19 protein-coding genes are annotated in these 21,177 nt (G+C 71.7%); 13 read left to right on the top strand and 6 right to left on the bottom strand.

Features of this window, described 5'->3' with window-relative positions:
• The 6 genes from ACQP2O_RS45965 to ACQP2O_RS45940 all read left to right on the top strand — a co-directional run bounded on the left by ACQP2O_RS45965 (position 1) and on the right by ACQP2O_RS45940 (position 9,170).
• Positions 1-2,334, top strand: coding sequence for a hypothetical protein (locus tag ACQP2O_RS45965; RefSeq protein ID WP_433175845.1), 2,334 nt, complete (start codon positions 1-3; stop codon positions 2,332-2,334).
• Positions 2,334-2,465 (top strand): hypothetical protein, encoded by a 132-nt coding sequence (locus ACQP2O_RS45960; protein WP_433175843.1) that lies wholly within the window; start codon positions 2,334-2,336, stop codon positions 2,463-2,465. The genes ACQP2O_RS45965 and ACQP2O_RS45960 overlap by 1 nt, the downstream gene beginning before the upstream one ends.
• Positions 2,466-2,468: 3 nt before the next feature.
• Complete coding sequence (locus tag ACQP2O_RS45955) at positions 2,469-3,242, top strand: glycosyltransferase (protein ID WP_433175841.1); 774 nt, start codon at positions 2,469-2,471, stop codon at positions 3,240-3,242.
• Positions 3,239-4,756: a glycosyltransferase gene (locus ACQP2O_RS45950; RefSeq protein WP_433175839.1), complete on the top strand. Its 1,518-nt coding sequence runs from the start codon at positions 3,239-3,241 to the stop codon at positions 4,754-4,756. The genes ACQP2O_RS45955 and ACQP2O_RS45950 overlap by 4 nt, the downstream gene beginning before the upstream one ends.
• 115 nt (positions 4,757-4,871) lie before the next feature.
• Complete coding sequence (locus ACQP2O_RS45945; protein WP_433175837.1) at positions 4,872-8,996, top strand: alpha-(1->3)-arabinofuranosyltransferase domain-containing protein; 4,125 nt, start codon at positions 4,872-4,874, stop codon at positions 8,994-8,996.
• A gap of 24 nt (positions 8,997-9,020) precedes the next feature.
• Complete coding sequence (locus tag ACQP2O_RS45940; protein ID WP_433175834.1) at positions 9,021-9,170, top strand: hypothetical protein; 150 nt, start codon at positions 9,021-9,023, stop codon at positions 9,168-9,170.
• A gap of 9 nt (positions 9,171-9,179) precedes the next feature.
• Here the strand turns inward: ACQP2O_RS45940 and ACQP2O_RS45935 are convergent, their stop codons facing one another.
• Positions 9,180-10,103: an MBL fold metallo-hydrolase gene (locus tag ACQP2O_RS45935; RefSeq protein ID WP_433175832.1), complete on the bottom strand. Its 924-nt coding sequence runs from the start codon at positions 10,101-10,103 to the stop codon at positions 9,180-9,182.
• Positions 10,104-10,181: 78 nt separating this feature from the next.
• Between ACQP2O_RS45935 and ACQP2O_RS45930 the strand changes: the two genes are divergently transcribed.
• A complete protein-coding gene (locus tag ACQP2O_RS45930) occupies positions 10,182-10,841 on the top strand; it encodes a TetR/AcrR family transcriptional regulator (RefSeq protein ID WP_433175830.1) in 660 nt (219 codons plus the stop codon).
• A gap of 6 nt (positions 10,842-10,847) precedes the next feature.
• Here the strand turns inward: ACQP2O_RS45930 and ACQP2O_RS45925 are convergent, their stop codons facing one another.
• Positions 10,848-11,300 carry a MarR family winged helix-turn-helix transcriptional regulator gene (locus tag ACQP2O_RS45925; RefSeq protein WP_433175828.1) on the bottom strand — a complete coding sequence of 151 codons (453 nt, stop codon included), beginning with the start codon at positions 11,298-11,300 and terminating at the stop codon, positions 10,848-10,850.
• Between the two features lie 62 nt (positions 11,301-11,362).
• Between ACQP2O_RS45925 and ACQP2O_RS45920 the strand changes: the two genes are divergently transcribed.
• Positions 11,363-12,487: an FAD-dependent oxidoreductase gene (locus ACQP2O_RS45920; protein ID WP_433175826.1), complete on the top strand. Its 1,125-nt coding sequence runs from the start codon at positions 11,363-11,365 to the stop codon at positions 12,485-12,487.
• A 25-nt stretch (positions 12,488-12,512) separates the two neighbouring features.
• On the opposite strand, the gene ACQP2O_RS45915 is transcribed toward ACQP2O_RS45920, so the two are convergent.
• A complete protein-coding gene (locus ACQP2O_RS45915; protein WP_433175824.1) occupies positions 12,513-13,550 on the bottom strand; it encodes an alkene reductase in 1,038 nt (345 codons plus the stop codon).
• 71 nt (positions 13,551-13,621) lie between these two features.
• Here ACQP2O_RS45915 and ACQP2O_RS45910 point away from each other — a divergent pair, with 71 nt between their 5' ends.
• Positions 13,622-14,569, top strand: coding sequence for a sigma-70 family RNA polymerase sigma factor (locus tag ACQP2O_RS45910; protein ID WP_433175822.1), 948 nt, complete (start codon positions 13,622-13,624; stop codon positions 14,567-14,569).
• Positions 14,570-14,583: 14 nt separating this feature from the next.
• Here the strand turns inward: ACQP2O_RS45910 and ACQP2O_RS45905 are convergent, their stop codons facing one another.
• Entirely contained in the window at positions 14,584-15,555 is a 972-nt protein-coding gene (locus ACQP2O_RS45905; protein WP_433175820.1) for an aldo/keto reductase, read from the bottom strand.
• Positions 15,556-15,703: 148 nt separating this feature from the next.
• On the opposite strand from ACQP2O_RS45905, the gene ACQP2O_RS45900 reads away from it, so the two are divergent.
• From ACQP2O_RS45900 to ACQP2O_RS45890, 3 genes are all read left to right on the top strand, one after another.
• Positions 15,704-16,309, top strand: coding sequence for a TetR/AcrR family transcriptional regulator (locus ACQP2O_RS45900; protein ID WP_433175818.1), 606 nt, complete (start codon positions 15,704-15,706; stop codon positions 16,307-16,309).
• 202 nt (positions 16,310-16,511) lie between these two features.
• Positions 16,512-16,904, top strand: a complete 393-nt coding sequence (locus tag ACQP2O_RS45895) for an ester cyclase (protein WP_433175816.1) — start codon at positions 16,512-16,514, stop codon at positions 16,902-16,904.
• A complete protein-coding gene (locus ACQP2O_RS45890) occupies positions 16,897-18,015 on the top strand; it encodes a Gfo/Idh/MocA family protein (protein ID WP_433175814.1) in 1,119 nt (372 codons plus the stop codon). The genes ACQP2O_RS45895 and ACQP2O_RS45890 overlap by 8 nt, the downstream gene beginning before the upstream one ends.
• A gap of 380 nt (positions 18,016-18,395) precedes the next feature.
• Here ACQP2O_RS45890 and ACQP2O_RS45885 read toward each other — a convergent pair whose 3' ends face one another.
• The gene (locus tag ACQP2O_RS45885) at positions 18,396-19,382 is read right to left on the bottom strand and encodes an alpha/beta fold hydrolase (protein WP_433175812.1); all 987 of its coding nucleotides are present in this window, start codon (positions 19,380-19,382) and stop codon (positions 18,396-18,398) included.
• A gap of 137 nt (positions 19,383-19,519) precedes the next feature.
• Positions 19,520-20,323 (bottom strand): hypothetical protein, encoded by an 804-nt coding sequence (locus tag ACQP2O_RS45880; protein ID WP_433175810.1) that lies wholly within the window; start codon positions 20,321-20,323, stop codon positions 19,520-19,522.
• 183 nt (positions 20,324-20,506) lie between these two features.
• Here ACQP2O_RS45880 and ACQP2O_RS45875 point away from each other — a divergent pair, with 183 nt between their 5' ends.
• Positions 20,507-21,082 (top strand): TetR/AcrR family transcriptional regulator, encoded by a 576-nt coding sequence (locus ACQP2O_RS45875; RefSeq protein ID WP_433175808.1) that lies wholly within the window; start codon positions 20,507-20,509, stop codon positions 21,080-21,082.
• Positions 21,083-21,177: the final 95 nt, after the last annotated feature.

The raw sequence follows: 21,177 nt of genomic DNA, 5'->3' as shown, positions 1-21,177 counted from the left end.
GTGCCGGGCGGGTCCCCGGGTCATTCCGGGCCTCTTGACCGGGACACCGGGCCGCTGCCGGGTGACTCATCGGGCCGTTCCGAGGCGCCGAACCGGGATGGCAGAGCGTCGTCCCGCCGTCGGACGGCCCTGGCCGCCGCGACCGGGCTCGCTCTGGGCCTGCTCGCGCTCGGTCCCGCGCTCGCGCCGGGGTTCGTCCTGGCGTACGACATGGTGTTCGTGCCGCGTCCGGTGTTCGACCGGGAGACGTTCGGGCTGACGGGGATGCTGCCGCGGCACGTGCCCAGCGACGCCGTCGTGACGGCCCTGGCCCACCTCGCGCCCGCCGACCTCGTCCAGAAGGCGATCCTGTTGGCGATCTTCGTGATCGCCTGCGTGTCCGCGGCGGCCCTGGTGCCGTCCGAGCGGCTCACGGCCCGCCTGGCCGCGGGCGTCGTCTACGCCTGGAACCCGTTCGTCGCCGAACGCCTGCTGCTCGGCCAGTGGGCGCTGCTCCTCGGGTACGCGGCGCTGCCCTGGGTCGTCCGGGCCGCCGCGCGCGGCGATTCCCGACGGCTGGTCCTGGCGCTGGTGCCGGCGGCGATCGGCGGCTTCGCCGCGATGGCCGTGTCCGGCCTGGTCGTGCTCGTGGTGTCGCTGCGCCGGAGGTCGATCCGGTGGCCGCTCGCCGGGCTGTTCGTGATGAGCCTGCCGTGGCTCGTGCCCTCCCTGCTCCGGTTCTCCGGCGTCCCGGCGGACCCGGCCGGGGTGGCGGCGTTCGCGGCCCGCGCGGACACACCGTTCGGCGCGCTCGGCAGCCTGCTCCTCCTCGGCGGCACGTGGAACGCCGAGACCGTGCCGCCCGGGTACGGCGCCGCCGTGACGGCCGCTCTCTGGCTGTGCGTCGTCGTGCTCGCCCTGGTCGTGTACGCACGCGGTGGTGCGGCGAGCCGGGTACGGGGGCTGAGGACTGCTGTGCGCGGCGGTGTGGCGCTTCGGGCGCGGGTGCGGGGGCGGGGTGGTGCGGTGGCGCGGGTGCGGGCGCTGGGGAGCGCGGTGCGCGGCGGTGTGGCGGTTCGGGTGCGGGGGCGGGGGCCGGAGACCGCGGCGCGGGGTGGTGCGGTGGCGCGGGTGCGGGCGCTGAGGACCGCCGTGCGCGGTCGTGTGGCGGTTCGGGTGCGGGGATTTGGGAGGGCCATGCGTCGCGGTTCGGCGGTCCGGACGCGGGAGTCGGGGACTGCGGCGCTCGTCGACAGGGCGGCGTGGGTGCGGGGATTGGGTACGGCTGCGCTCGTCGGCCTGGCCGTCGCCGCGCTCGGGGCCGTCGCGCCGGGCGTGCTTCGCGGGGCGATCGGACTGTGGCCCGGGTTCGCGGTGCTGCGGGACGGCCAGCAGTACGTCGCACCGCTGGCCCTCGTCGTCGCCGTCGGGATGGGGGTGGCCGTCGACGCTCTCAGCCGTGGCCGCGGAACTGGCACCACCGACGTGGACAGCCGGTCCCCGATCGGCCGGCCGCCGAGGACGGGGTCCGAACCTGGCCGAAGTGTCGGCCGAACGGCAGCTCGGTCGGGGGCTTCGGCTTGGTGGCGTTTCTCCTGGAGCGGCGGTGCCGGTCGTCCGGAGCTCGCGGTCCTGGGCCTGCTGGCACCCGTCGCGTTGCTGCCCGGCCTCGCCTGGGGCGCGGGCGGGCGGCTGCACGCGGTGCGTTATCCCGCCGACTGGGCGCGGGCGCGGGCCGTCGTACGGGCCGCCCCCGGCGATGTGCTCGTCCTGCCCTGGGAGGCGTACCGGAGCTACGCCTGGAACGGCGGGCGGCGCGTGCTCGACCCGCTGCCGCGCTTCCTGCCCGGCCGGGTGATCGTGAACGACGCCGTACGGGTGGGGACGGGCGGGCGTGATCTGCGCATGGAGGTGGAGGACCGGCGCGCGCGGGCGCTGGATCCCCTGATCCGGTCGGGCGCACCGCTCACCGGTGCGCTGCGTTCCCGGGGCATCCGGTACGTCGCCATCGACGCGCCCGACGCGCCCGACGCGCCCGACGCGCCCGACGCGCCCGACGCGCCCGACGCGCCCAACGGGCCCAATTCGCCCGACGGGCCCGACCGGCTCAACCTGCCCGACCGGCCCAATGCGACCCACGGCGTTCAGGCGGACCGCCTGCCCGGTGCCGAGCGTGTCGTCGCAGGGCCTGACCTGGTGCTCTATCGCATCCCGGGTGCGGCCGCGAGCCCGGAGACGCGCACGCCGCAGTGGCCTGTGGAAATTGCGTGGTTCATTACTTTTGGGGTTGTTCTCTGGTCAACTCGGCTACCGGTCGGTAGCCTCGTCGCACGATCATCGCCGAAGGAGCCGTGATGCGGATCGCCGTCGCCGCCCTGGCCGGAATCGCGCTGGCCCTGCTGACCTCGTTCGGCATCGTGCGCGTTATCACGACCGCTCAGCAGGACCCGGTCGTCAAGCCGCTCTACAACTACGGCACCCGGTGACCGGTGCGCCCGGAGGGCCCGCGCGCTGAGGCGCTGGACGTCGTCATCCCCGCGCGCGACGAGGCCGGTCGGCTCCCGCACGGCCTCACGGCGCTGTCGGCCAAGCTCGCCGCACTGCCGCTGAGCGGCTCGATCATCGTCGTCGACAACGCCAGCACCGACGCCACCGCGGACATCGCCGAACGCTGGTCCGGGCCGGTGCCGGTACGCCTCGTGCGGTGCCCCACACCCGGCAAGGGCGCCGCGGTCCGCGCCGGTCTCCTGGCCACCGCGGCCCCGTACGTCGGCTTCTGCGACGCCGACATGGCCACCGGCCTGGACGCCCTCGACGAGACCCTCGCCCTCCTCCGGGCCGGGCACCGGGTCGTCATCGGCTCACGTCGCCACCCCGCCTCGGTCGTCGAGGCGTACGGGCGTCCGCTTCGCCGCCTGGGCGCTCTCGCGTTCAACCGGCTCGTCCGCGACCTGACCGGAGGCGTGACGGACACGCAGTGCGGGTTCAAGTTCTTCACCGGACCGCTGGCCCGGGCCGCCGCCGCCGACCTGCGTACGGCCGGATTCGCCTTCGACGTCGAACTGCTGCTGCACTGCCGCCGCCGGGGCGCCGAGGCCGTCGAGATCCCCGTCGAGTGGCGTGACGTGCCCGGCTCGACGTTCTCCGTCCGGCGGCACGCGGGCACCTGCCTGCGCGACCTGCTCCGCATCCGCGCCGAGGCCGGACGTTCGGCGACGCCGCAGCGGGCCCGCGCCCTCGCCGACGAACTGCGGGCCGGATGAGCGCGGAGAGGGAACTGCGGACGCTCGCGATCGTCAACTGGCGCGACCCCTGGCACCCCGAGGCCGGCGGCGCCGAACGATATGCCTGGGAGATGGCCCGGTGGTTCGCGGCGCGGGGGACCCGAGTGCGGTTCGTCACCGGGCGCGCGCCCGGGCAGGCCGCGCGGGAGCGGATCGAGGACGTCGAGATCGTACGCCGAGGCGGCCGGTTCACCGTCTATCCGCTGGTGCTGGCCTGGATGCTGGCCCGCCGACGGGCTTTCGACGCCGTGCTCGACTGCCAGAACGGCATCCCGTTCTTCACCCCCTGGGTGCTGCCGCGCCGCGTTCCGATCCTGTGCGTTGTGCATCACGTCCACGACGGCCAGTTCCACCTCTACTTCCCAGCGTGGCTGGCACGCCTCGGCCGCTTCCTCGAAGGCCCGGTGGCCCGACGCGCGTACCGGCGGCACGCCTGCGTCGCGGTGTCCCCATCGACGGTGACCGCCATGCGAGAGCGCCTCGCCTGGACCGGACCGGTGTACCTCGTCCCGAACGGCGTAATCCCCCCGGACACCGCTCCCGGTCCGGACGGCGTGACGCTTTCGGATGCCGCTCCGGACGCCGTGACGCTTTCGGGTGCCGTTTCCGGCCCGAGCAGCGTGACGCCGCCGGGTGCCGCCCCCGTCCTGAACGGTGTGACGCTCCCGGGCACCGTTCCGGGCCCGAGCGGCGTGACGCTTTCTGACACCGCCACCGGCCCGGGCGCCGTCATGTCGCCGGATGCCGCTTCCGGCCTGGGTGCCGTCGCGCCGCCGGATGCCGCTCCGGGCCCGAGCGGCGTGACGCTTTCGGATGCCGGTCCCGGTCCGGAGGGCGTGTCGCGCCCGGATGCCGCTCCGGATCCGAACGGCGTCACACTCTCGGGCGCCGGTCTCGGGCCGGCTGGAACGGATGACGAGCCGGAGCTCGCGTGCGTGAGCAGGCTCGTCCCGCACAAACGCGTCGGCCGGCTGCTCGACGTCGCCGAACGGCTCCGCGTCCGGGTGCACGTCATCGGGCGAGGACCGGAGGAGGCCGCGCTGCGGGCCCAGGTCGCTGCGCGTGGCCTGGAGGAGCTGGTCGTCCTGCACGGCTACCTGCCGGAGGAGGAGAAGGACGCGCTCGTCGCCCGCGCCCGGATCCACCTCAGCGCCTCGCGCGGAGAGGGCTGGGGGCTCAGCGTCGCCGAGGCGGCGGCGTTCGGCGTGCCGACCGTCGCGTACGACGTCGACGGGTTGCGTGACGCCGTCGTCGACGGTGTGACCGGCTGGCTCGTGCCCGAGGGCGAGGAGCTCGCGGACGTCATCGAGCGGGCGCTGAAGGAGCTGAGCGTCCCGGAGCGGCGCCGCGAGACGGCCGCCGCCTGCCGGGCCTGGGCCGCGGAGTTCACCTGGGCTCGCAGCGCCGAACGGATGGCAGCGCTGCTCGACGCCGCCGTCCGGCGCGGGACGGCACAGGGCCTGGAGGACCGGTCGTTCCCATGGCCGCGTTGACCCGGGCCGAGGTGCTCTCGCAGGCTCGGATCGAGGGCCTCCCGTGGGCTCGGGCCGACCCGCTCCCACGGGCCTGGATCGAGCCGCTTCCACGGACCCGGATCGGGGTGCTCTCATGGCCGCGTTGACCCGGGCGGAGGCGCCCCCGGGCACGGCCGGCCGGACGGACGGCGTGGACGAGCGGCTCCGCGAACGCCTGCGGACCTTCCTGTGCTGCGCGCTTCTGACGCTGCTCGCGACGGCGACGCGGCCGGGTCGGATCGTTCCGGATACCAAGATTGACATGGCGGTGAATCCGCTCGGCTTTCTCGGGCGGGCGCTGCACCTGTGGGACATCGAGCAGTTCGGGCAACTGCAGAATCAGGTGTCGGGCTACCTGTTCCCGATGGGGCCGTTCTACGTGCTGGGCCATCTCGTCGGGATGCCGCCCTGGATCACTCAGCGTCTGTGGCTGGCGACGCTCCTGTGCACCGCGTTCCTCGGCGCCCGCCGGCTCGCCGAACGCCTGGGCATCGGTACGTCGGCCACGCGGTTGGTCGGCGCGCTCGCGTACGCGCTCGGCCCGCATGGGCTGGCGTCCCTCGGCATCAACTCCTCCGAGTATCTGCCCCTCGCCATGCTGCCGTGGATGGTGGTGCCCCTGGTCGGCGCCGCGCGCGGCGGGGGGCGGGTGCGCGCGGCGGCCCGGTCGGGGCTGGCCGTCGCCTGCTGTGGCGGCATCAACGGCACCGCCACGCTGGCGGTGCTCGTCGTCCCGGTCCTGTACGTGCTCACCCGGAGCACCAAGAACGCCCGGCTGCTCCGTGTGCGCATCCTCGCCTGGTGGGCGGTCGCGGTCGGCTGCGCGACCGCCTGGTGGTCCGTGCCGCTCCTCCTTCTCGGCCGGTACGCCTACTCCTGGCTGCTCTACACCGAGAAGGCCGCGACGACGAGCGCGACGACCGGTCCGGCCGACGTCCTGCGCGGCGCGGAACGCTGGGTGAACTTCCTCACGGTCGACGGACGAGCCTGGTGGCCGCTCGGCCACGCGTTCGCGACCCAGACGGCACCCGTCCTGTGCACCGGCCTCATCGCCGCGCTCGGGCTGGCCGGGCTCGTCCGCGCCCGGCTCCCCGAGCGGACCTTCCTCATCGTCACCCTGCTGACCGGCCTGACCGTCATGGTCGCCGGGCACGCGGGCCCGCTCGCCCCGGCCGTACGGGACCTGATCGACGGGCCGCTGGCCCCGTTCCGCAACCTCTACAAGTTCGACGGCCTGGTACGCCTTCCGCTCGCCCTGGGCATCGCGCACCTGCTCGCGTTCCCTTCCCGGCGGCGGTGGGCGCCGATCGGAGCGGCGGCCGCCCTGGCGGGGGTGATGCTGTCCGCGCTGAGTACCGGACTGACGGCCGAGGGCGCCTTCCCGAAGGTCCCGCAGTACTGGCGCGACGCCGCCGACTGGCTGAACGGCCGAGCCGGCGACCAGGGCGTCCTGGCCGTCCCCGGCGCGCGCTTCGGGGAGTACCTGTGGGGACGCCCCATGGACGAGATCACCCAACCGCTGCTGAACGTCCGCTGGGGAGAGCGGCAGCTCGTCCCCGCCGGATCCTCGGGCTTCACCCGGATGATGGACGCGATCGACCAGCGGATCACCAGTGGCCAGGGATCGGCGGGCCTGACCGAGGTCCTGGCCCGGATGGGCGTCCGGTACCTCCTCGTCCGCAACGACCTGCGCCGCGACGATCTGCGCGGCGCGTGGCCCGCCCGCGTCCATCAAGCTCTGGACGCCTCACCCGGCATCCGGCGCGTGGCCTGGTTCGGCGGTGTACCGGCCGGCTCGACCCTGCCCGATGACGCGGTGAGCTCTCCGGACCAGCCGTACGCGCCGGTCGAGATCTACGAGGTCGAGGGCGCGGATGACGCGGTCGGCCTGCTCGACGCCGACCGGGCGCTGCGGCTGTACGGCTCGCCCGAGGCCCTGCTCACCATGGCCGACGACGGCCTCCTCAAAGACCAGCCCGTCCTGTTCGGCGACGACGACCCCAATGCCGTCGGCCGGCCCGTCGTCGCCGACTCCCTGCGCCGGGTCGAACGCGACTTCGGGGAGCTGCGCGGCCACACCTCGCCCACCCTGACCACCGCCGAGCGGGCGAACGTGCCCGCCACCCGCCGGGACATCCTCGAACCCGGCTGGGACCGCTACTCGACGGTCGCCGCCTACACCGGCATCAAGGACGTCACGGCCTCCGCCTCCGCGTCGGACGTCACCTCGCCGGCCGAACTCGACCAGCCCGGCGCCCTCCCGTACGCCGCCCTGGACGGCGACCCGCGGACGCGGTGGGAGAGCGGCGGCTGGACCGGCCCCGTCGGCCAGTGGCTGCGCGTCGACTTCGACCACCCGCTGACGCCCCGGAACGTCACGGCGACGTTCGCCCAGGACGATCGGCTCGGCCCGCCGCCGGACGAGATCGCCGTGGAGACCGAGACCGGCCGGACCGTCCAGCACCTCGCCCGTACCTCCGTCGCCCAGCCCCTCCGCGTGCCCGCGGGGACGACCCGATGGCTGCGGATCCGCGTCCTCTCACTCACCGCCCGGCCCGCCGTACCCGCCGCCGCCCGCGTCGCCATCTCCGAACTGCACGTCGACGGCGTGCACGCGGCCCGCGAGTACCGCCTGCCGACCGTCCCGGCGGGCGCCACCGTGGTCATGTCCCGGTCGCCGGGCGCGCTGCCCGCCTGCATGCGGGGCTCGATCCGCTGGGTCTGCTCACCGTTCTTCGAACGCCGGGACGAGGAGCCGTACGGCTTCGACCGCGTCCTCACCGCGGCCAGTACGGGCACCGGGGCCAGTACGGGCACCGCGGCCCGTACGGACACCGCCGCCCGTACGGGCACCGCCGAGCTGACCGGAACGGCGGCGCTCACCGACCCGGGCCTGATCCAGCGGTACACCTCCACCGATCCCCGGCTGAAGGTCACGGCGAGCTCGACGCTGACCCAGGAGCCCGCGACGCTGCCGCGCGCGGCGTTCGACGCCGACCCGGCGACCACGTGGGTGCCCGCGACCGGGGACCGTGCCCCCTGGCTGTCACTGTCGTGGGGCCGCAGGCTCGAGGTCGGACGGATCACCGTACGGCGTCCGGCGGGCGCGGCCTACCTCACCCAGGTCCGCCTGGAAGGGGACGACGGCCAGTGGCGCGAGGTCCCGCTCGACGGCACCGGCCGCCTGTCGTTCAAGCCCATGCGCACGAGCCGCCTGACGCTGCGCTTCTCCGGCCTGCCGCAGGTGACGGACGTGACCGTGCCCGGAGTGACGCCGTTTGCGACGTTCCCCGACGCCCGCGTCCCCCTCCCATGCGGCTTCGGCCCGAGGCTGCGGCTGAACGGCGCCGACGTGCCGACCCGCGCGACGGCGACGTACGCGGACCTCCTCCAGGGCCGTTCCGTCCGCTTCCAGGCCTGCCGTACGGTCACGCTCAAGGCCGGGGACGACCGGCTCGCCCAGGTTCCGTTCGACGCCTTCCGCGTCGATTCCGCGGTGCTGGCCCCGACCGGCGCCGCTCCGGCCCGCGAATCCTCGCCGGTGACCGTGACACGGTGGACGTCAGAGCACCGGCAGGTCGAGGTCTCGGCGCAGCGCGCCTCGTACCTCGTGGTCAACGAGAACTTCAACGCCGGATGGCGGGCGACGATCGGCGGCCGGACGCTGCGCCCGGTGCGCATCGACGGCTGGCGGCAGGCGTGGGCGCTCCCGGCGGGGACGGTCGGCACCGTCCGCCTGTCGTACGCGCCCGACCGCCCCTACCAGGCCGCCGTCCTGCTCGGCCTGAACTTCCTGGTCGTCCTGGTGATCGCCGCGCTGTGGCCGTCCCGCTCCCGGCAGGAGGTGGAGCCGGTCGTGCGCGAGCGGGGCGCGTTCGCCGTGGTCCTGACGATCGGAGCGGCCGCCGGCCTCGGGTACTGGACCGGAGGCGTCGCCGCGCTGGCCGTGGCGGCGGTAGCCGCGACGGTGTTCGCCGTGGCCCCCGGCAGGTGGCGCGCACGCGCGGCCGTTCCCTGGCTCCCGGCGGCGGCCATGCTCGCCGCGACGGTGTCCCTGATCGCCGGTTTCCGACTCCAGGCGGCGCAGAACACCGGGGCGCACTTCTTCGCCGAGACCCTGCCGCAGCTCCTCTGCGTGCTCATCGCCGCCCGCCTGGCGGCGGCGCTGGCCGACCGCCCGGATACCGTCCCAGACCGTCGGCCACATCGAACCACCTGAGTCCACGCTGTGTAGGTTGTCCGGGTGGAAACCGACAACGAGGCACCGTCGAACGAACTCTGCGGCGTTCTGGCCCCCGATGACTGGATGGACGACTTCGGGTGGCCGCGATGCGACCTGGCCGCCGGCCACGACGGTCGGCATCAGGAGGCGTCGAGCGGCGCTCGCTGGTAGAGAGCGCCGTCAGGAGGCGGCGAAGAACGCCCGGACGGTGAAGCCGATCCACTCGGGGTTGGCCCAGGTGCTCCAGCGGGCGCGGGCCTCCTGATCGAGCCGGTCCACGGCCTCCTCGACGGAGGTGCCCGCCGCCTTGAGGTCGGTGACGCGTTCGCGGACGTGGGCGAGGTAGTCGCGGACGTCGCGGATGAGCCCGATGTCGGTGACCTCTCCGTGTCCGGGCACGACCGTCCGCGGGTCGATGGCCAGCAGCTCGTCGAGGACCTCGATCCAGCGTCCGCAGTCCACGTCGGTGTCGTACGGCGGCATGTAGGGCGCGATGGGGAACATCCGCGTCTCGATCAGGTCGCCGCCGAAGAGCACGTCGCCGTCGACGAGCACCGTCTGGTCGCCCACGGTGTGCGCCGGGCCCCACTCGCGCAGCACGACCGTACGCCCGCCGAGGTCGAGCCGGGCCTCGCCCTCATAGGTGACGTCGGGGTCGACGAACTCGACGTCCGCCAGTTCGGCGGCGATGTGCTCGCTCAGGCCCTTGAACATGTCCAGGTATGCGGCGCCCTTACGCCGGAGCTCCTCGTGCTGTGCCCGGTTGTAGATGATCGTGGCCGAGTCGCGGAACGCCTGCGCGCCGAACCCGTGCTCGGGGTGGAAGTGCGTGAGCGTCAGATACAACCGCCGGCCGTCCGCCAGGCGTTGGGCCTGGTCGAGCACGTACGCGCCGTTGCGGGGGCCGACACCGGTATCGACCACGAGCACGGCGCGCTCGCCGACGACGATGCCCACGTTGGGGACGATCGGGACCCGCCCGTCCGGGATCACGAACACACCGTCGGCGACCACGACGGGCTCGCCCCGCACGATCGGCGCGGGCGCGGAGCCGAGGTCGGGAGGAGCTTGACCCGCGGACGACGCGGACTCGGGAACGCTCATCGGGGGACTCCAATCTGAGCAACGTTCAGTTCGTGCTCCGAACGTAACACACAATCTGAACGGCATTAAGATCGAGGCATGGCCGACCGTCCGTACCACCATGGCGACCTCCGTACCGCCCTCCTCGACACCGCCGAGGCCCTGATCCGGGAGCGAGGCGTCGACGGGTGGTCGCTGCGCGAGGTCAGCGTTCGCGTCGGCGTCAGCCCGAGCGCCGCGTACCACCACTTCGCCTCGCGCGACGCGCTCGTAGGGGCCCTGTCGCAGCGCGTCCTCGCCAGGCTCGGCGAACGCCTGAGCGATGCGGTCGAACGCGCACAGGGGGACGGCCTGGTCGCCTTCGGGCGCGGCTACGTGCGCTGGGCTCTGGAGGATCCCGCCGTGGCCCGGCACTGGCTGGCGTTCAACACGGGAGGCGGCGATCCGACGGCTCCCCACCCCCACCGCATCCTCGCCACGGAACTCGACCGCCTGGTCGAATCCGGCGACCTGCCCGCGGCGGCCCGGCCCGGAGCCGACTTCGTCGTCTGGGCGGCCGTGCACGGTCTCGCCGCCCTGCTCGTCCACGGACTGATGCGCCTCGACACTCCCGAGGCCGTGGACGACCAGGTGGATCGCGTCGTCCGCTCCACGCTGATCGGCCTGGCCCGGCAGGCACCCCCTCCGCAGGGCTGGCCCACCCCCCGCTCCGACTACACCGAGCGCGTCACCGGCGGTCCCGACGGCCAGGCCGGGTAGTCGCGTTCAGGTCGCGTCGGCTCGTAGTTCCTGGGTGGCCGATCGGTAGGCCTCGGTGACGCGGGTGAACATGTCCAGCAGCAAGGGAACGTGTTCCGGTCCGTAGTGCGCGCCGACGGCCCACAGGTGCCGCCCGGATGCCTCGCACGCGGCCTCGTAATCGTCCAGGCCGCCCTCGACCAGCTCGACGGTGACCGTGCGCCGATCACGCTCTCCACGCACTCGCCGTACGTAGCCCGCCTTCTCCAGCCTGTCGATCAGTCGGGTCGTCGAGGCGGACGGCAGCCCCAGCTCCTCGGAGATCGCTCCTACGGCGAGTGGTCCGCGCGTCTCCAGCAGGATGGCGGCGGCGACGTCGACCGGCTGCAGGCCGAGCCGGTCGGCGACCGCCTCGTTGTGCAGGAGGACCGCGATCAGGAACTCGCGGAAGACGGCCTCGTCCGGATGCTTGGGACCCACCTGCTCAACCTACTCCCCGGCGATGTATCTTCAAATCGGAGATACTTCGAATCGGAGGGGATATGGAGATCATCATCGCCGGCGGCGGAGTGGGCGGCCTGGCCGTCGCGCGCGTGCTGCTGGCCGCCGGGCACCAGGTGCGGGTCTACGAGCAGGCTCCGGCCTGGCGGACCGGCGGTGCGGCGCTGAGCATCTTCAGCAACGGCACCGCCGTACTGCACGATCTCGGTATCAGCCTGGACGGTGTCGGTGCCCGCATCGACAGGATCGACTCGCTCACCGCCCGCGGCCGGCTGCGCGCCGGCGCGAACATCGCTCACGCGGCCGAGCGGTACGGCTTCGAGACCAGGACGGTCTCTCGGGGTCTCCTTTTGGAGCGTCTGGCCGACGGACTGCCCGACGGCCTAATCCACTACGCCAAGACCTGCGAGACCGTGACCCAGGACGACGACCGGGTGACGATGACCTTCACCGACGGATCGACCGCCACGGGAGACATCCTCATCGGAGCCGACGGCCACCACTCAGCGGTGCGACGCCGCCTGTGGGGCGACGGCGCCGTCCAGCCGGCGACCTTCGGTACATGGCAGGGCCTCAGTCCCATCGACATCGACCTCACCCACTCTCACCGCAGCCTGATGATCACAGGACGAGAGGGCGCATGCGGGCTCATGCCCGCCGGGGGCGGCCTGCTGCAGTGGTGGTTCGACGTGCGCTGGTCGCCCACCGACGAACGGCCCGCCGCCCCGCTGACCGAGCTGAGGCGCAGGTTCGGGGGGTGGGCGTCACCCGTGCCCGAGGTGCTCGCCGCCGCCTCCGAGGACGACCTCGACTTCTTCGGGCACCACTGGAACAAGGTCCGCCGAGTGTGGGGGGAGGGCCGCATCACCCTTGTCGGCGACGCCGCCCACACCATGCCACCCACCCTGGGGCAGGGCGCCAACCAGACCCTCGAGGACGCGTGGGTGCTCGGCCGCCTGCTCGCCGACGACGGCGGCGATCCGGCGGTACGGCTGCGTTCCTACGAGGAGGCGCGTTACCCGCGCATATCTCTGGTCTCCCGGATGGCCAGGCGCAATCCCGCCAACTGGCGCATCCCGCCGCTGATCGGTCGGCTGTTGCCCGAAACGTCCTATACCAACATGCTCGCCCGCTACAGCAATCGCCTGACCGCGGCTGCCGTGTGATTCAGGTCGAGCGCGTCGCCGGCACTCACAACGGCCAGACCGGGTAGTCGACGTAACCGCGCGCCCCGCCGGAGTAGTGGGTGTCCCGGTCGCTGCCGGCCGTCGCGTGCCCCAGCGCGAACCGGCCGACCAGGTCGGGATTGGCGATGAAGAGCCGGGCGAAGGACACCGCGTCGGCGATCCCCGCCTCGACGATCGCGTCACCCGTCTCCCGGTCGAAGCCGTGATTGGCGATCAGCGGCCCGCCGAAGAGCTTGCGGTACCGGGCGAACACGTCGAGGTCGGGACCGGGACCGCTGGGCACCGGGCCGCGGAGGTGCAGGTACGCGAGCGGGCGTCCGTTCAGCTCGGCCACGAGGGCGTCGTAGTCCGCCAGCGTCCGGTCGTCGGCGGTCCAGGGGTAGTCGCCGCCCCGCCGGTCGGCGGAGGGCTCGTCGTCGACGGTCCAGTACGGCGACAGCCGTACACCGACACACCGTCCGTCCCACGCCGCCGTCACCGCGTCGACGACCTCGAGGAGCAGGCGGTCCCGGCGGGTGCCGTATCCGTCGGTCCGCCGGTTGAGCCGGGCATTGAGGAACTGCGCGATCAGGTGCGTTCCGTTGGCGGCGATCTCGACCCCGTCGAACCCGGCCCGGCGGGCGTTCTCGGACGCGGCACCGTAATCCGCGATCGTGCGCTCGACGTCCGCGAGGGTCATCTCCCGCTGGACTCCGGCGTGCCAGAGCTGCAGGACGATGCGGCCGCCCAGGGCGTGAACGACCCGCGTGACCCGGCTCCACGCGGCGACCTGCCGCTCGTCGTAGACGCCGGGGACGTTCGGGTAGCAGCCGATCGCCCGCTCGCTCGTCCAGGTGCCCTCGGCGATGATCAGACCGGCTCCGGCCCGCTGGCCGTAGTAGGCGGCGTGCAGGTCCGTCGGCGCCAGGTCCTCGTTGGCCGCGCGGCACCGTGTCAGCGGCGCCATGACGACCCGGTTCGGCAGCCAGAGGTCTCCGAGCGTCACCGGCCGCAGCAACGCCCGGTCCCCGCCCCACTCGCTAATCTGCTCCTGTCGGATCATTGACCTTTCTCCCTCGTCGCTCGCTGATCGGTGGCACGAGACAGACGGAGCGCGATGGTGAAAGGTGACCGATGGGTGAGCACGATGAGTTGGCCGAGCGGTTCGAGGCGCACCGCGAGCAGTTGCGCGCGGTGGCCTACCGGATGCTGGGCTCCCTGAGCGAGGCGGACGACGCGGTCCAGGAGACCTGGCTCCGCCTCAGCCGCACCGACCTCGGCGGCATTGAGAATCTGGAGGCCTGGCTCCGTACGGTGGTGTCCCGGCTCTGCCTCGACATGCTGCGCACGCGCACGTCACGCCGGGAGGACCCGCTCGGGTGGCAGGTGCCCGCCCTGGCGGGGGGCGACGACCCCGAGCAGGAGGCGGTCCTCATCGAGTCGGTCGGCCGCGCGATGCTCGTGGTACTGGACCGGCTCCCGCCCGCCGAACGCGTCGCCTTCGTGCTGCACGACCTGTTCGCCGTCCCGTTCGACCAGATCGCCCCCATCGTCGAGCGCACCCCGGTCGCGGCCAAGAAGCTCGCCAGCCGGGCACGGCACCGGGTACGCGGCACCGGCCCGGTCCCGGACGCGGAGCTCGGCCGGCAGCGGCGCGTCGTCGAGGCCTTCCTCGCCGCCGCCCGAAGCGGCGACCTGCACGCCCTGCTCGCCGTCCTGGCCCCGGACGTCGTACGCCGAGCCGACCCCATGGTGCTGACACCGGGCCGGGAGACGGTCGCGCGCGGCGCGGACACGGTGGCCCGCGAGACGCTGGTCTTCGGCCGCCGCGCGAAGGAGGCGGACCCGGCCCTGATCGACGGCCGGGTCGGCGCCGTGATCGCCCCGCGCGGCCGACTGCTCCTCGCCCTCACGATCAGGACGGAGGGGGACCGCGTCGCTGAGTACGACATCATCGCCGACCCGGCACGCCTGGCGAGGCTCACCCTCGCCGTCCTGGATCCCCCGAGCGACGAGCGCGCCGGGTGCCACGATTGGGAATGCGACACTCTTCGCCCGGATGCCGACCCGCGGCGTGCGTGATGGTACGTCTTCGATCAGCGGTCGATGGCGGCCATGTTGTCCGCGTCGTAGCGCTGGCCGGAGGCCGGGGGCAGGTCGTTCAGGCGGGCGACGTGGCTGGCAGTGAGCTCGATGTGGTCGGCGGCGGCGTTCTCCTCCAGCCGGGCGACTCGCTTGGTGCCGGGGATGGGCGCGATGTCGTCACCCTGGGCGAGCAGCCAGGCCAAGGCGACCTGTGCGGGCGTGGTGTCGATCTCGGCGGCTACGGCCAGGACCTCGTCGACGATTCGCAGGTTGCGTTCCAGGTTGCCGTCGGCGAAGCGGTGGTTGGTGCGGCGCCAGTCGTCGGCGTCAAGATCGTTCAGGGAGCGGATGTTGCCGGTCAGGAAGCCGCGGCCAAGCGGGGAGTACGGCACGAAGCCGATACCCAGTTCGCGCAGGACGGGCAGGATCTCGGCCTCCGGGTCGCGGGTCCACAGCGAGTATTCGGACTGGACCGCGGTGACCGGATGCACGGCGTGAGCGCGGCGGATCGTGGCGGGGCCGGCCTCCGACAGGCCGATGTGGCGGATCTTGCCTTCGGCCACCAGTTCGGCCAGCGCGCCAACGGTCTCTTCGATGGGCGTGCCGGGGTCCACCCGGTGCTGGTAGTAGAGGTCGATGTAGTCAGTACCCAGGCGCTTCAGTGATCCCTCCACGGCCAGGCGGATGTTGGCCGGGGTGCTGTCCGGAGCCGAGCCACCGGTGTGGGAGATCAGTCCGAACTTGGTCGCCAGCACGACCTCGTCTCGGTGCCCCTGCACGGCCCGGCCGACCAGCCCCTCGTTGATGAAGGGGCCGTACCCCTCAGCGGTGTCGATATGGGTGACCCCGAGGTCCAGAGCGCGGTGGATCGTGCGGATCGACTCGTCGTCGAACTGGCCGGCGCCGGTGTAGAACGCCGACATTCCCATGGCTCCGAGACCGATGCGCGAGACCTTGAGGCTGCCGAGCGAAATGGTTTTCATGGCGCGGGCTTCCCTTCCCATTAGTTAAGTACCGATCGGTGCAGAACTGTAGCACATCAAGACCGGCCGGTACTGAACTGCGTTCGCCACCTGGGTAGGACGAAACTGCTGGTCCGCGTAGATCTGTACCGAGGGGTACCCTTGTGGCATGGGTGACTCCCGTAGGGCCGTCATGGGTCGGCCTCGAGGATTCGACATCGACCAGGCGCTGGAACGCGCGATGCGGGTGTTCTGGGCGCGAGGTTACGAAGGTGCAAGCCTCACTGAACTGACCGGCGCCATGGGGATCACCAAGACGAGCATGTATGCGGCCTTCGGCAACAAGGAGCAGTTGTTCCGCAAGGCCCTCCAGCGCTACGGCGCGGGGCCGGCCGCCTACGCCACGCGCGCCCTGGAGGAGCCCACCGCACGGGCTGTGGCCTTGGCGTTCCTCCGCGGAGCGGTCTGCACCACGACCCCTCCCGGCGGCCCCTCCGGGTGTCTGACCGTGCAGGGTGCGCTGGCGTCGAGCGACGAGAGCCGGGCCGTCCACGACCTGCTTGTCGACTGGCGCAACGACGCGGGGGTCCGCCTTGAGGAGCGCTTCCGGCGCGCCGTCAACGAGGGTGATCTTCCGCGCAACGCCGACCCTCGGCGTCTTGCCCGGTTCATCATGACGATGGGTTTCGGCATCGCAGTGCAGGCCGCCAACGGCCTCGGTCCTGCGGAGCTCGATGAGATCGTCGACACGGCGTTGCTCGGCTGGCCTGCATAGCGGCTGCACCCCTTCGCTCGCCCCGGTGAGACATTCTCCCCGCATCAGGGCCGTGACGGTGCGGCAAAACTTCGGTACCGTCCGGGACAGAAGTTTCGAGCAGTGGTTCCTCCCCCTGCCGACGATCACCGCGACGAAACCGTCAAGGGCCGTCGCGAAACACCGAGCATGACCTCCGCTCCGGGGGCCGAAGAAGGGGATCATGTCCGACACCGACCTGCGCGAGTTCTACCTGCGCTACATCGGGGCGCTCAACGCCCACGAGATCTACCGCATGGACGAGTTCATCAACGACGAGACCACCCTGAACGGCGAGCCGGGCAGTCGGGACCAGGTCATCGCTGTGCTGAACGGCGACATCGACGCGGTCCCGGACTTCCACTGGGAGCCCCGGGAGATCGCGGTCGATGGTGATCGCCTGGCCGCCCGTCTGACCAACACGGGCACGCCCGCCAAGGAGTGGCTCGGCGTGGCTCCCACCGGCGCCTCGTTCGAGATCGTCGAGTACGCCATCTATCAGGTTCGTGACGGGCGGTTCGTACACATGACGGCCCTGCACGACGCCGAGACCCTGAGGCGGCAGCTCGGTGCCTGACCCCCGTAAGCCGATCGGCGTCGGCATCGTCGGCCTGAGCGCCACGGGAGGCTGGGCGGCCGGGGCTCACCTGCCCGCGCTGAGCGCCGTCGACGGGATCGAGCTTCGCGCGCTGGCGGCGAGCTCCGAAGCCTCGGCCCAGGCCGCGGGAGCGGCGTATGGCGTACCCGCGTACACGTCGGTCGAGCAGCTCGCCGGCGACGAGAACGTCGACCTCGTTGTTGTCGCCGTCAAAGTGCCTCAGCATCGCGAACTCGTGTTGCCCGTGCTGAAGGCGGGAGTGCCGGTGCTCTCCGAGTGGCCGCTCGCCGTCGACCTGCGCGAGGCCGAGGAGATGGAGCGTGCCGCCGGGACGACGCGCACCTTCGTCGGTCTTCAGGGACGCTCCTCGCCTACCTTCCGCTGGCTGGCCGACCTCGTGTCCGAAGGATTCGTGGGGGAAGTGCTCTCCGCCACCGTCGTGGCGTCTTCGACCGAATGGGGCACTCCGGTGTCTCAGAACATGGTCTACACGCTCGACCGCAAGCTCGGGGCCACGATGCTGACCATCGCGTTCGGGCACGCGATCGACCTGGTGTCGATGGTCGTCGGCGAGCTTCAGGAAGTGGTTGCTACGACCGCGACCCGGCGCCGCCAGGTTCCCCTCGGGCGCACCGGGCAGGTCGTTCCGATGACCGCCGAGGACCAGATCGCGATCTCGGGCACCGTGGCGGGCGGGGCGATCCTATCCGTCCACCACCGTGGAGGCGCGGCATCGGGTGCAGGGTTCTCTCTGATCATCGACGGCACGGAGGGGAGACTCGAGATTACCGCCGCTGAGTTCCCGCACGTCGGTCCGGTCACGGTGTGTGGCACACGCAGCGGCGGTCGGCCTACGAAGGTCACGCTGCCCAGCGGCTACGACGACTACCCCGCCCTGGCCGGAACAGTGATCCACACGCTGGTGCACGCCTACGCCGCGATTCGGGACGACCTCGTCCACGGAACGGCCGTCGCCCCGGACTTCACCCACGCCGTCAAGCGCCACCGACTCCTCGACACGATCGTACGGTCCGCCGCCACAGGCCAACGAAAAGCCCTCCACCCTTACGACCCTGTGCACAGTAGTTGATGGTGCGTGACTTGGGGTTACCAGGTGAGTCCGGCGGACTTGTCGGAGACCAGGCCGGCGATGGCGTTGATGGTCTCGCGGAGAAGTTCGCGGCGGCCGGTGAAGCGTTGCAGGACGCGCCACTATTGCAGTTCCGCGATGGGCGTGCTCGACCGCAATCCGTTGCGAGGACTGGTTGCGCCCTTGCTTGAATCCACGGGCTGCGAAGCGCAGTGTTGACCGCGAGAACCGCGAAGGCCGGGCCACCACCTGCGGAGGTTAACCCGGCCTCACTTCATGACCCCGAGTGGGCCACGCACCACTCATAGTAGTCAGCCCGCCTCGGATATCAATGCGTATTGGAGTGATCGTGGGGTCTTGCGGCGAGCGCGCCGAGTGAGTCAGGCGGGCAGGGAGGCGAGCCAGCCGGTCAGGATCTCGTTGACCTCCTTTCGGCGCTCCTGCTGGATCCAGTGGCCGCAGTCGTCGAGTAGATGCGAGGCGATCAGGCCGGGCATGGTGGTGGGGTAGGCCTTGATGGCGTCGGCCATCCAGGTGGTGGAGGCGTCCAGCGCGCCGCCGATGAACAGGGACGGCTGGGTGATGGGGGCACCCTCGAAGTCGGCGAGGTCTTCCCAGTCCCGGTCCATGTTCCGGTAGCGGTTGAGAGCCCCGCTCATGCCGGTCCGTTCGAATTCCCCTGCGTAGACATCAAGAGCGTCCTCGCTGAGCCAGGCGGGCAGCCGGTCGGCGGGGAAGCGGTCGCGCATCGTCCCGCCCTTGGAGACGAAGTGCGGGTCCGGGGCGTCGGCGGATGGCATGGTGTCGGCGGACAGGGCGGCGTAGATGCCGGCGAGCCAGCCGCGGACGTCCGGTTCGATCTCGGCCTCGGCCCGGCCGGGCGCCTGGAAGTAGCTGACGTAGAACTCCTCGTCGCCGCCCATCCGCGCGAAGATCTCGCTGGGCCGCGGCCCGCCGCGCGGGGCGTACGGCACGCTCAGCAAGCCGACCGCCCGGAAGACCTCAGGCCGGACCAGAGCGGAGTTGGCGGCGATGGGCGCGCCCCAGTCGTGGCCCACGATCACGGCCGTCTCCTCGCCCAGTGCGTGCACCACGGCGACGTTGTCCTCGACCAGCTCCAGCATCCGGTACGCGGCCACGTCCTCGGGCTTGGAGGAGCGGCCATAGCCACGGACGTCGACGGCGACGGCCCGGTAGCCGGCCGCGGCCAGGACCGGCAACTGGTGGCGCCAGGAGTACCAGGACTCGGGGAACCCGTGCACCAGCAGCACCAGCGGCCCGGAGCCCTGCTCCACCAGGTGGATACGGCCGGCGGAAGACGAGACCAGGCGATGTGTGACCGCGGCGGCAGGAGTGGACTGCGACATCTATCCCCCAAAGCTGTTGATCCTCGAGCGCCGAGTGCGAACCACGCCGGCGCTCGCGTCGATCCTCCGCTGTACGGTTACGCCGCCGCGATTCCTGTTGCCACTTCGGCAAACCACTGCCCGTCCGTAACCGCCGGTCAGCCGTAGTAGCGGTACAGGGCGAGCCAGAGAATCGCCACGTGGTCTTCGGAGGCGAACGCGATCACCTCGTCGCGGGACAGGTAGTCCTCAGACCAAAGATCCCAACCGGCATGCGCGCCGACGAAGAACCGGCTTCGTTCCGGCGGGAACGCGGTGAGGAGCCGGTCCGCCAGCGCTACTCGGCCGGCTTGTGTGGCGGAGAGCCGGGCCCGCTCCTGCTCGGTCCGCGGAGACTCGCTGTAGTCGCCATCGTTCATCGTCCAGCGCATCCGGCCGATCAGCCAGGTCCGCAGGAGGTCAGGGCTGCCGGTCACTTCCTGCCAAGGCTCTCGAGGATGCGGCGCGTCATCGTCTGGACCGTCGTCGTCGTACCCGAACCCCGCGGCGGGCAGATCAAGATTCCCGTTCGAGATCAGGGTGATCCGCTCCCCGGCGGATCCGAGGGCTCGCATGCCCGACCCGTACGGTCCGGGCCCGGCCGGCAGGGGCCCGGCTTCTTCGTCGTCGTCTTCCCAATGCGCGCGCTCTTCCAGCGGCGTGAACGCTTCCGGCAGCCGCTTTTCAAGAAGCGTGTCGAGTAGCCGGAAGATCTCTTCCGTTGCCGTAATGAGGTCGCCGTGCACGGATCGGTACGTCACCGATGCCGTGCTGCCCGCTACGGCCTCCAGGGCCTCTGCCCGTAGGTCGTCCACCCCGCGAACCCTGATGACGCACCTTTCCCGATATAGGTGCGCGACATCGGAATCGGCCAGATCCGCCGCCAACGATTTCACCGTCCTCACCCTGCTGTCCTCGGCCACCGACCGCAAGGAGCTGAATCGGAGCGTGGCGAGCGCGACGGCGGTTCTCGGACGCCACGACCGACGCGAGGGATCTATGGTGAACGCGTGTCTGAGTCATCACCGCGTCGGCTGCCCCGGGGGCGTTATGCGTTGGCGCGGGAAGAAGTAGAGCGTATCCAGCGGGCCCGACTGTGTGCGGCGATGGCGGAGGTGATGGCCGAGAAGGGGTACGTGGCCACCTCCGTAGCCGACGTACTCCAGCGGTCGGGGGTGTCGCGGCAGAGTTTCTACCAGGTGTTCGATTCCAAGATCGACTGTTTCATGGCCGCCTTCGACACGGCGGGCGACCTGCTGGTACAGCGACTGCTGGAGATGGTCGGCGCCGACGAGCACGGCGTGCCCGGTCCGGCGATGGCCGGTGATCCGCTGCAGAGGTTCGAGGCGGCGTTCACCGCCTACCTCGAGGCGCTCGTCATCGAGCCGGCCTATACGCGGTTGTTCCTGATCGAGGTGTACGCCGCCGGGCCTGAGGCCATGCGGCGGCGGAGCGATCTGCAGGACGCCATCGTCGCCGCGTTCGCCGACCTGATGGGGGTCACCGATGAGGCGGGCCGGTTCGCCTGCCGGCTGATCGTCGCGGCGACCAGCACGCTGGTGACCAAGGCGTTCACCGACAACGACCTCGAAGGGCTGCGCGCCATCGGACCGCCGATGATCGACCACGTCCGTACGCTCTGGCGGGCTGGTGCCTTCGGACAACAGGCCGGTCGGCCATGATCCGGCGGGCCTGCCGCTGACTTCGCTTCCCGCGAGGGCCGTTTCCTGGGACGATCTACCTCAGATGTACGTGGGCGTTCTTCTGAGGGGGCAGA

The organism is Actinoallomurus sp. CA-150999, from assembly GCF_050942425.1.
Lineage (GTDB): Bacteria > Actinomycetota > Actinomycetes > Streptosporangiales > Streptosporangiaceae > Actinoallomurus.
This window is presented reverse-complemented; position numbering and strand designations above follow the sequence as displayed.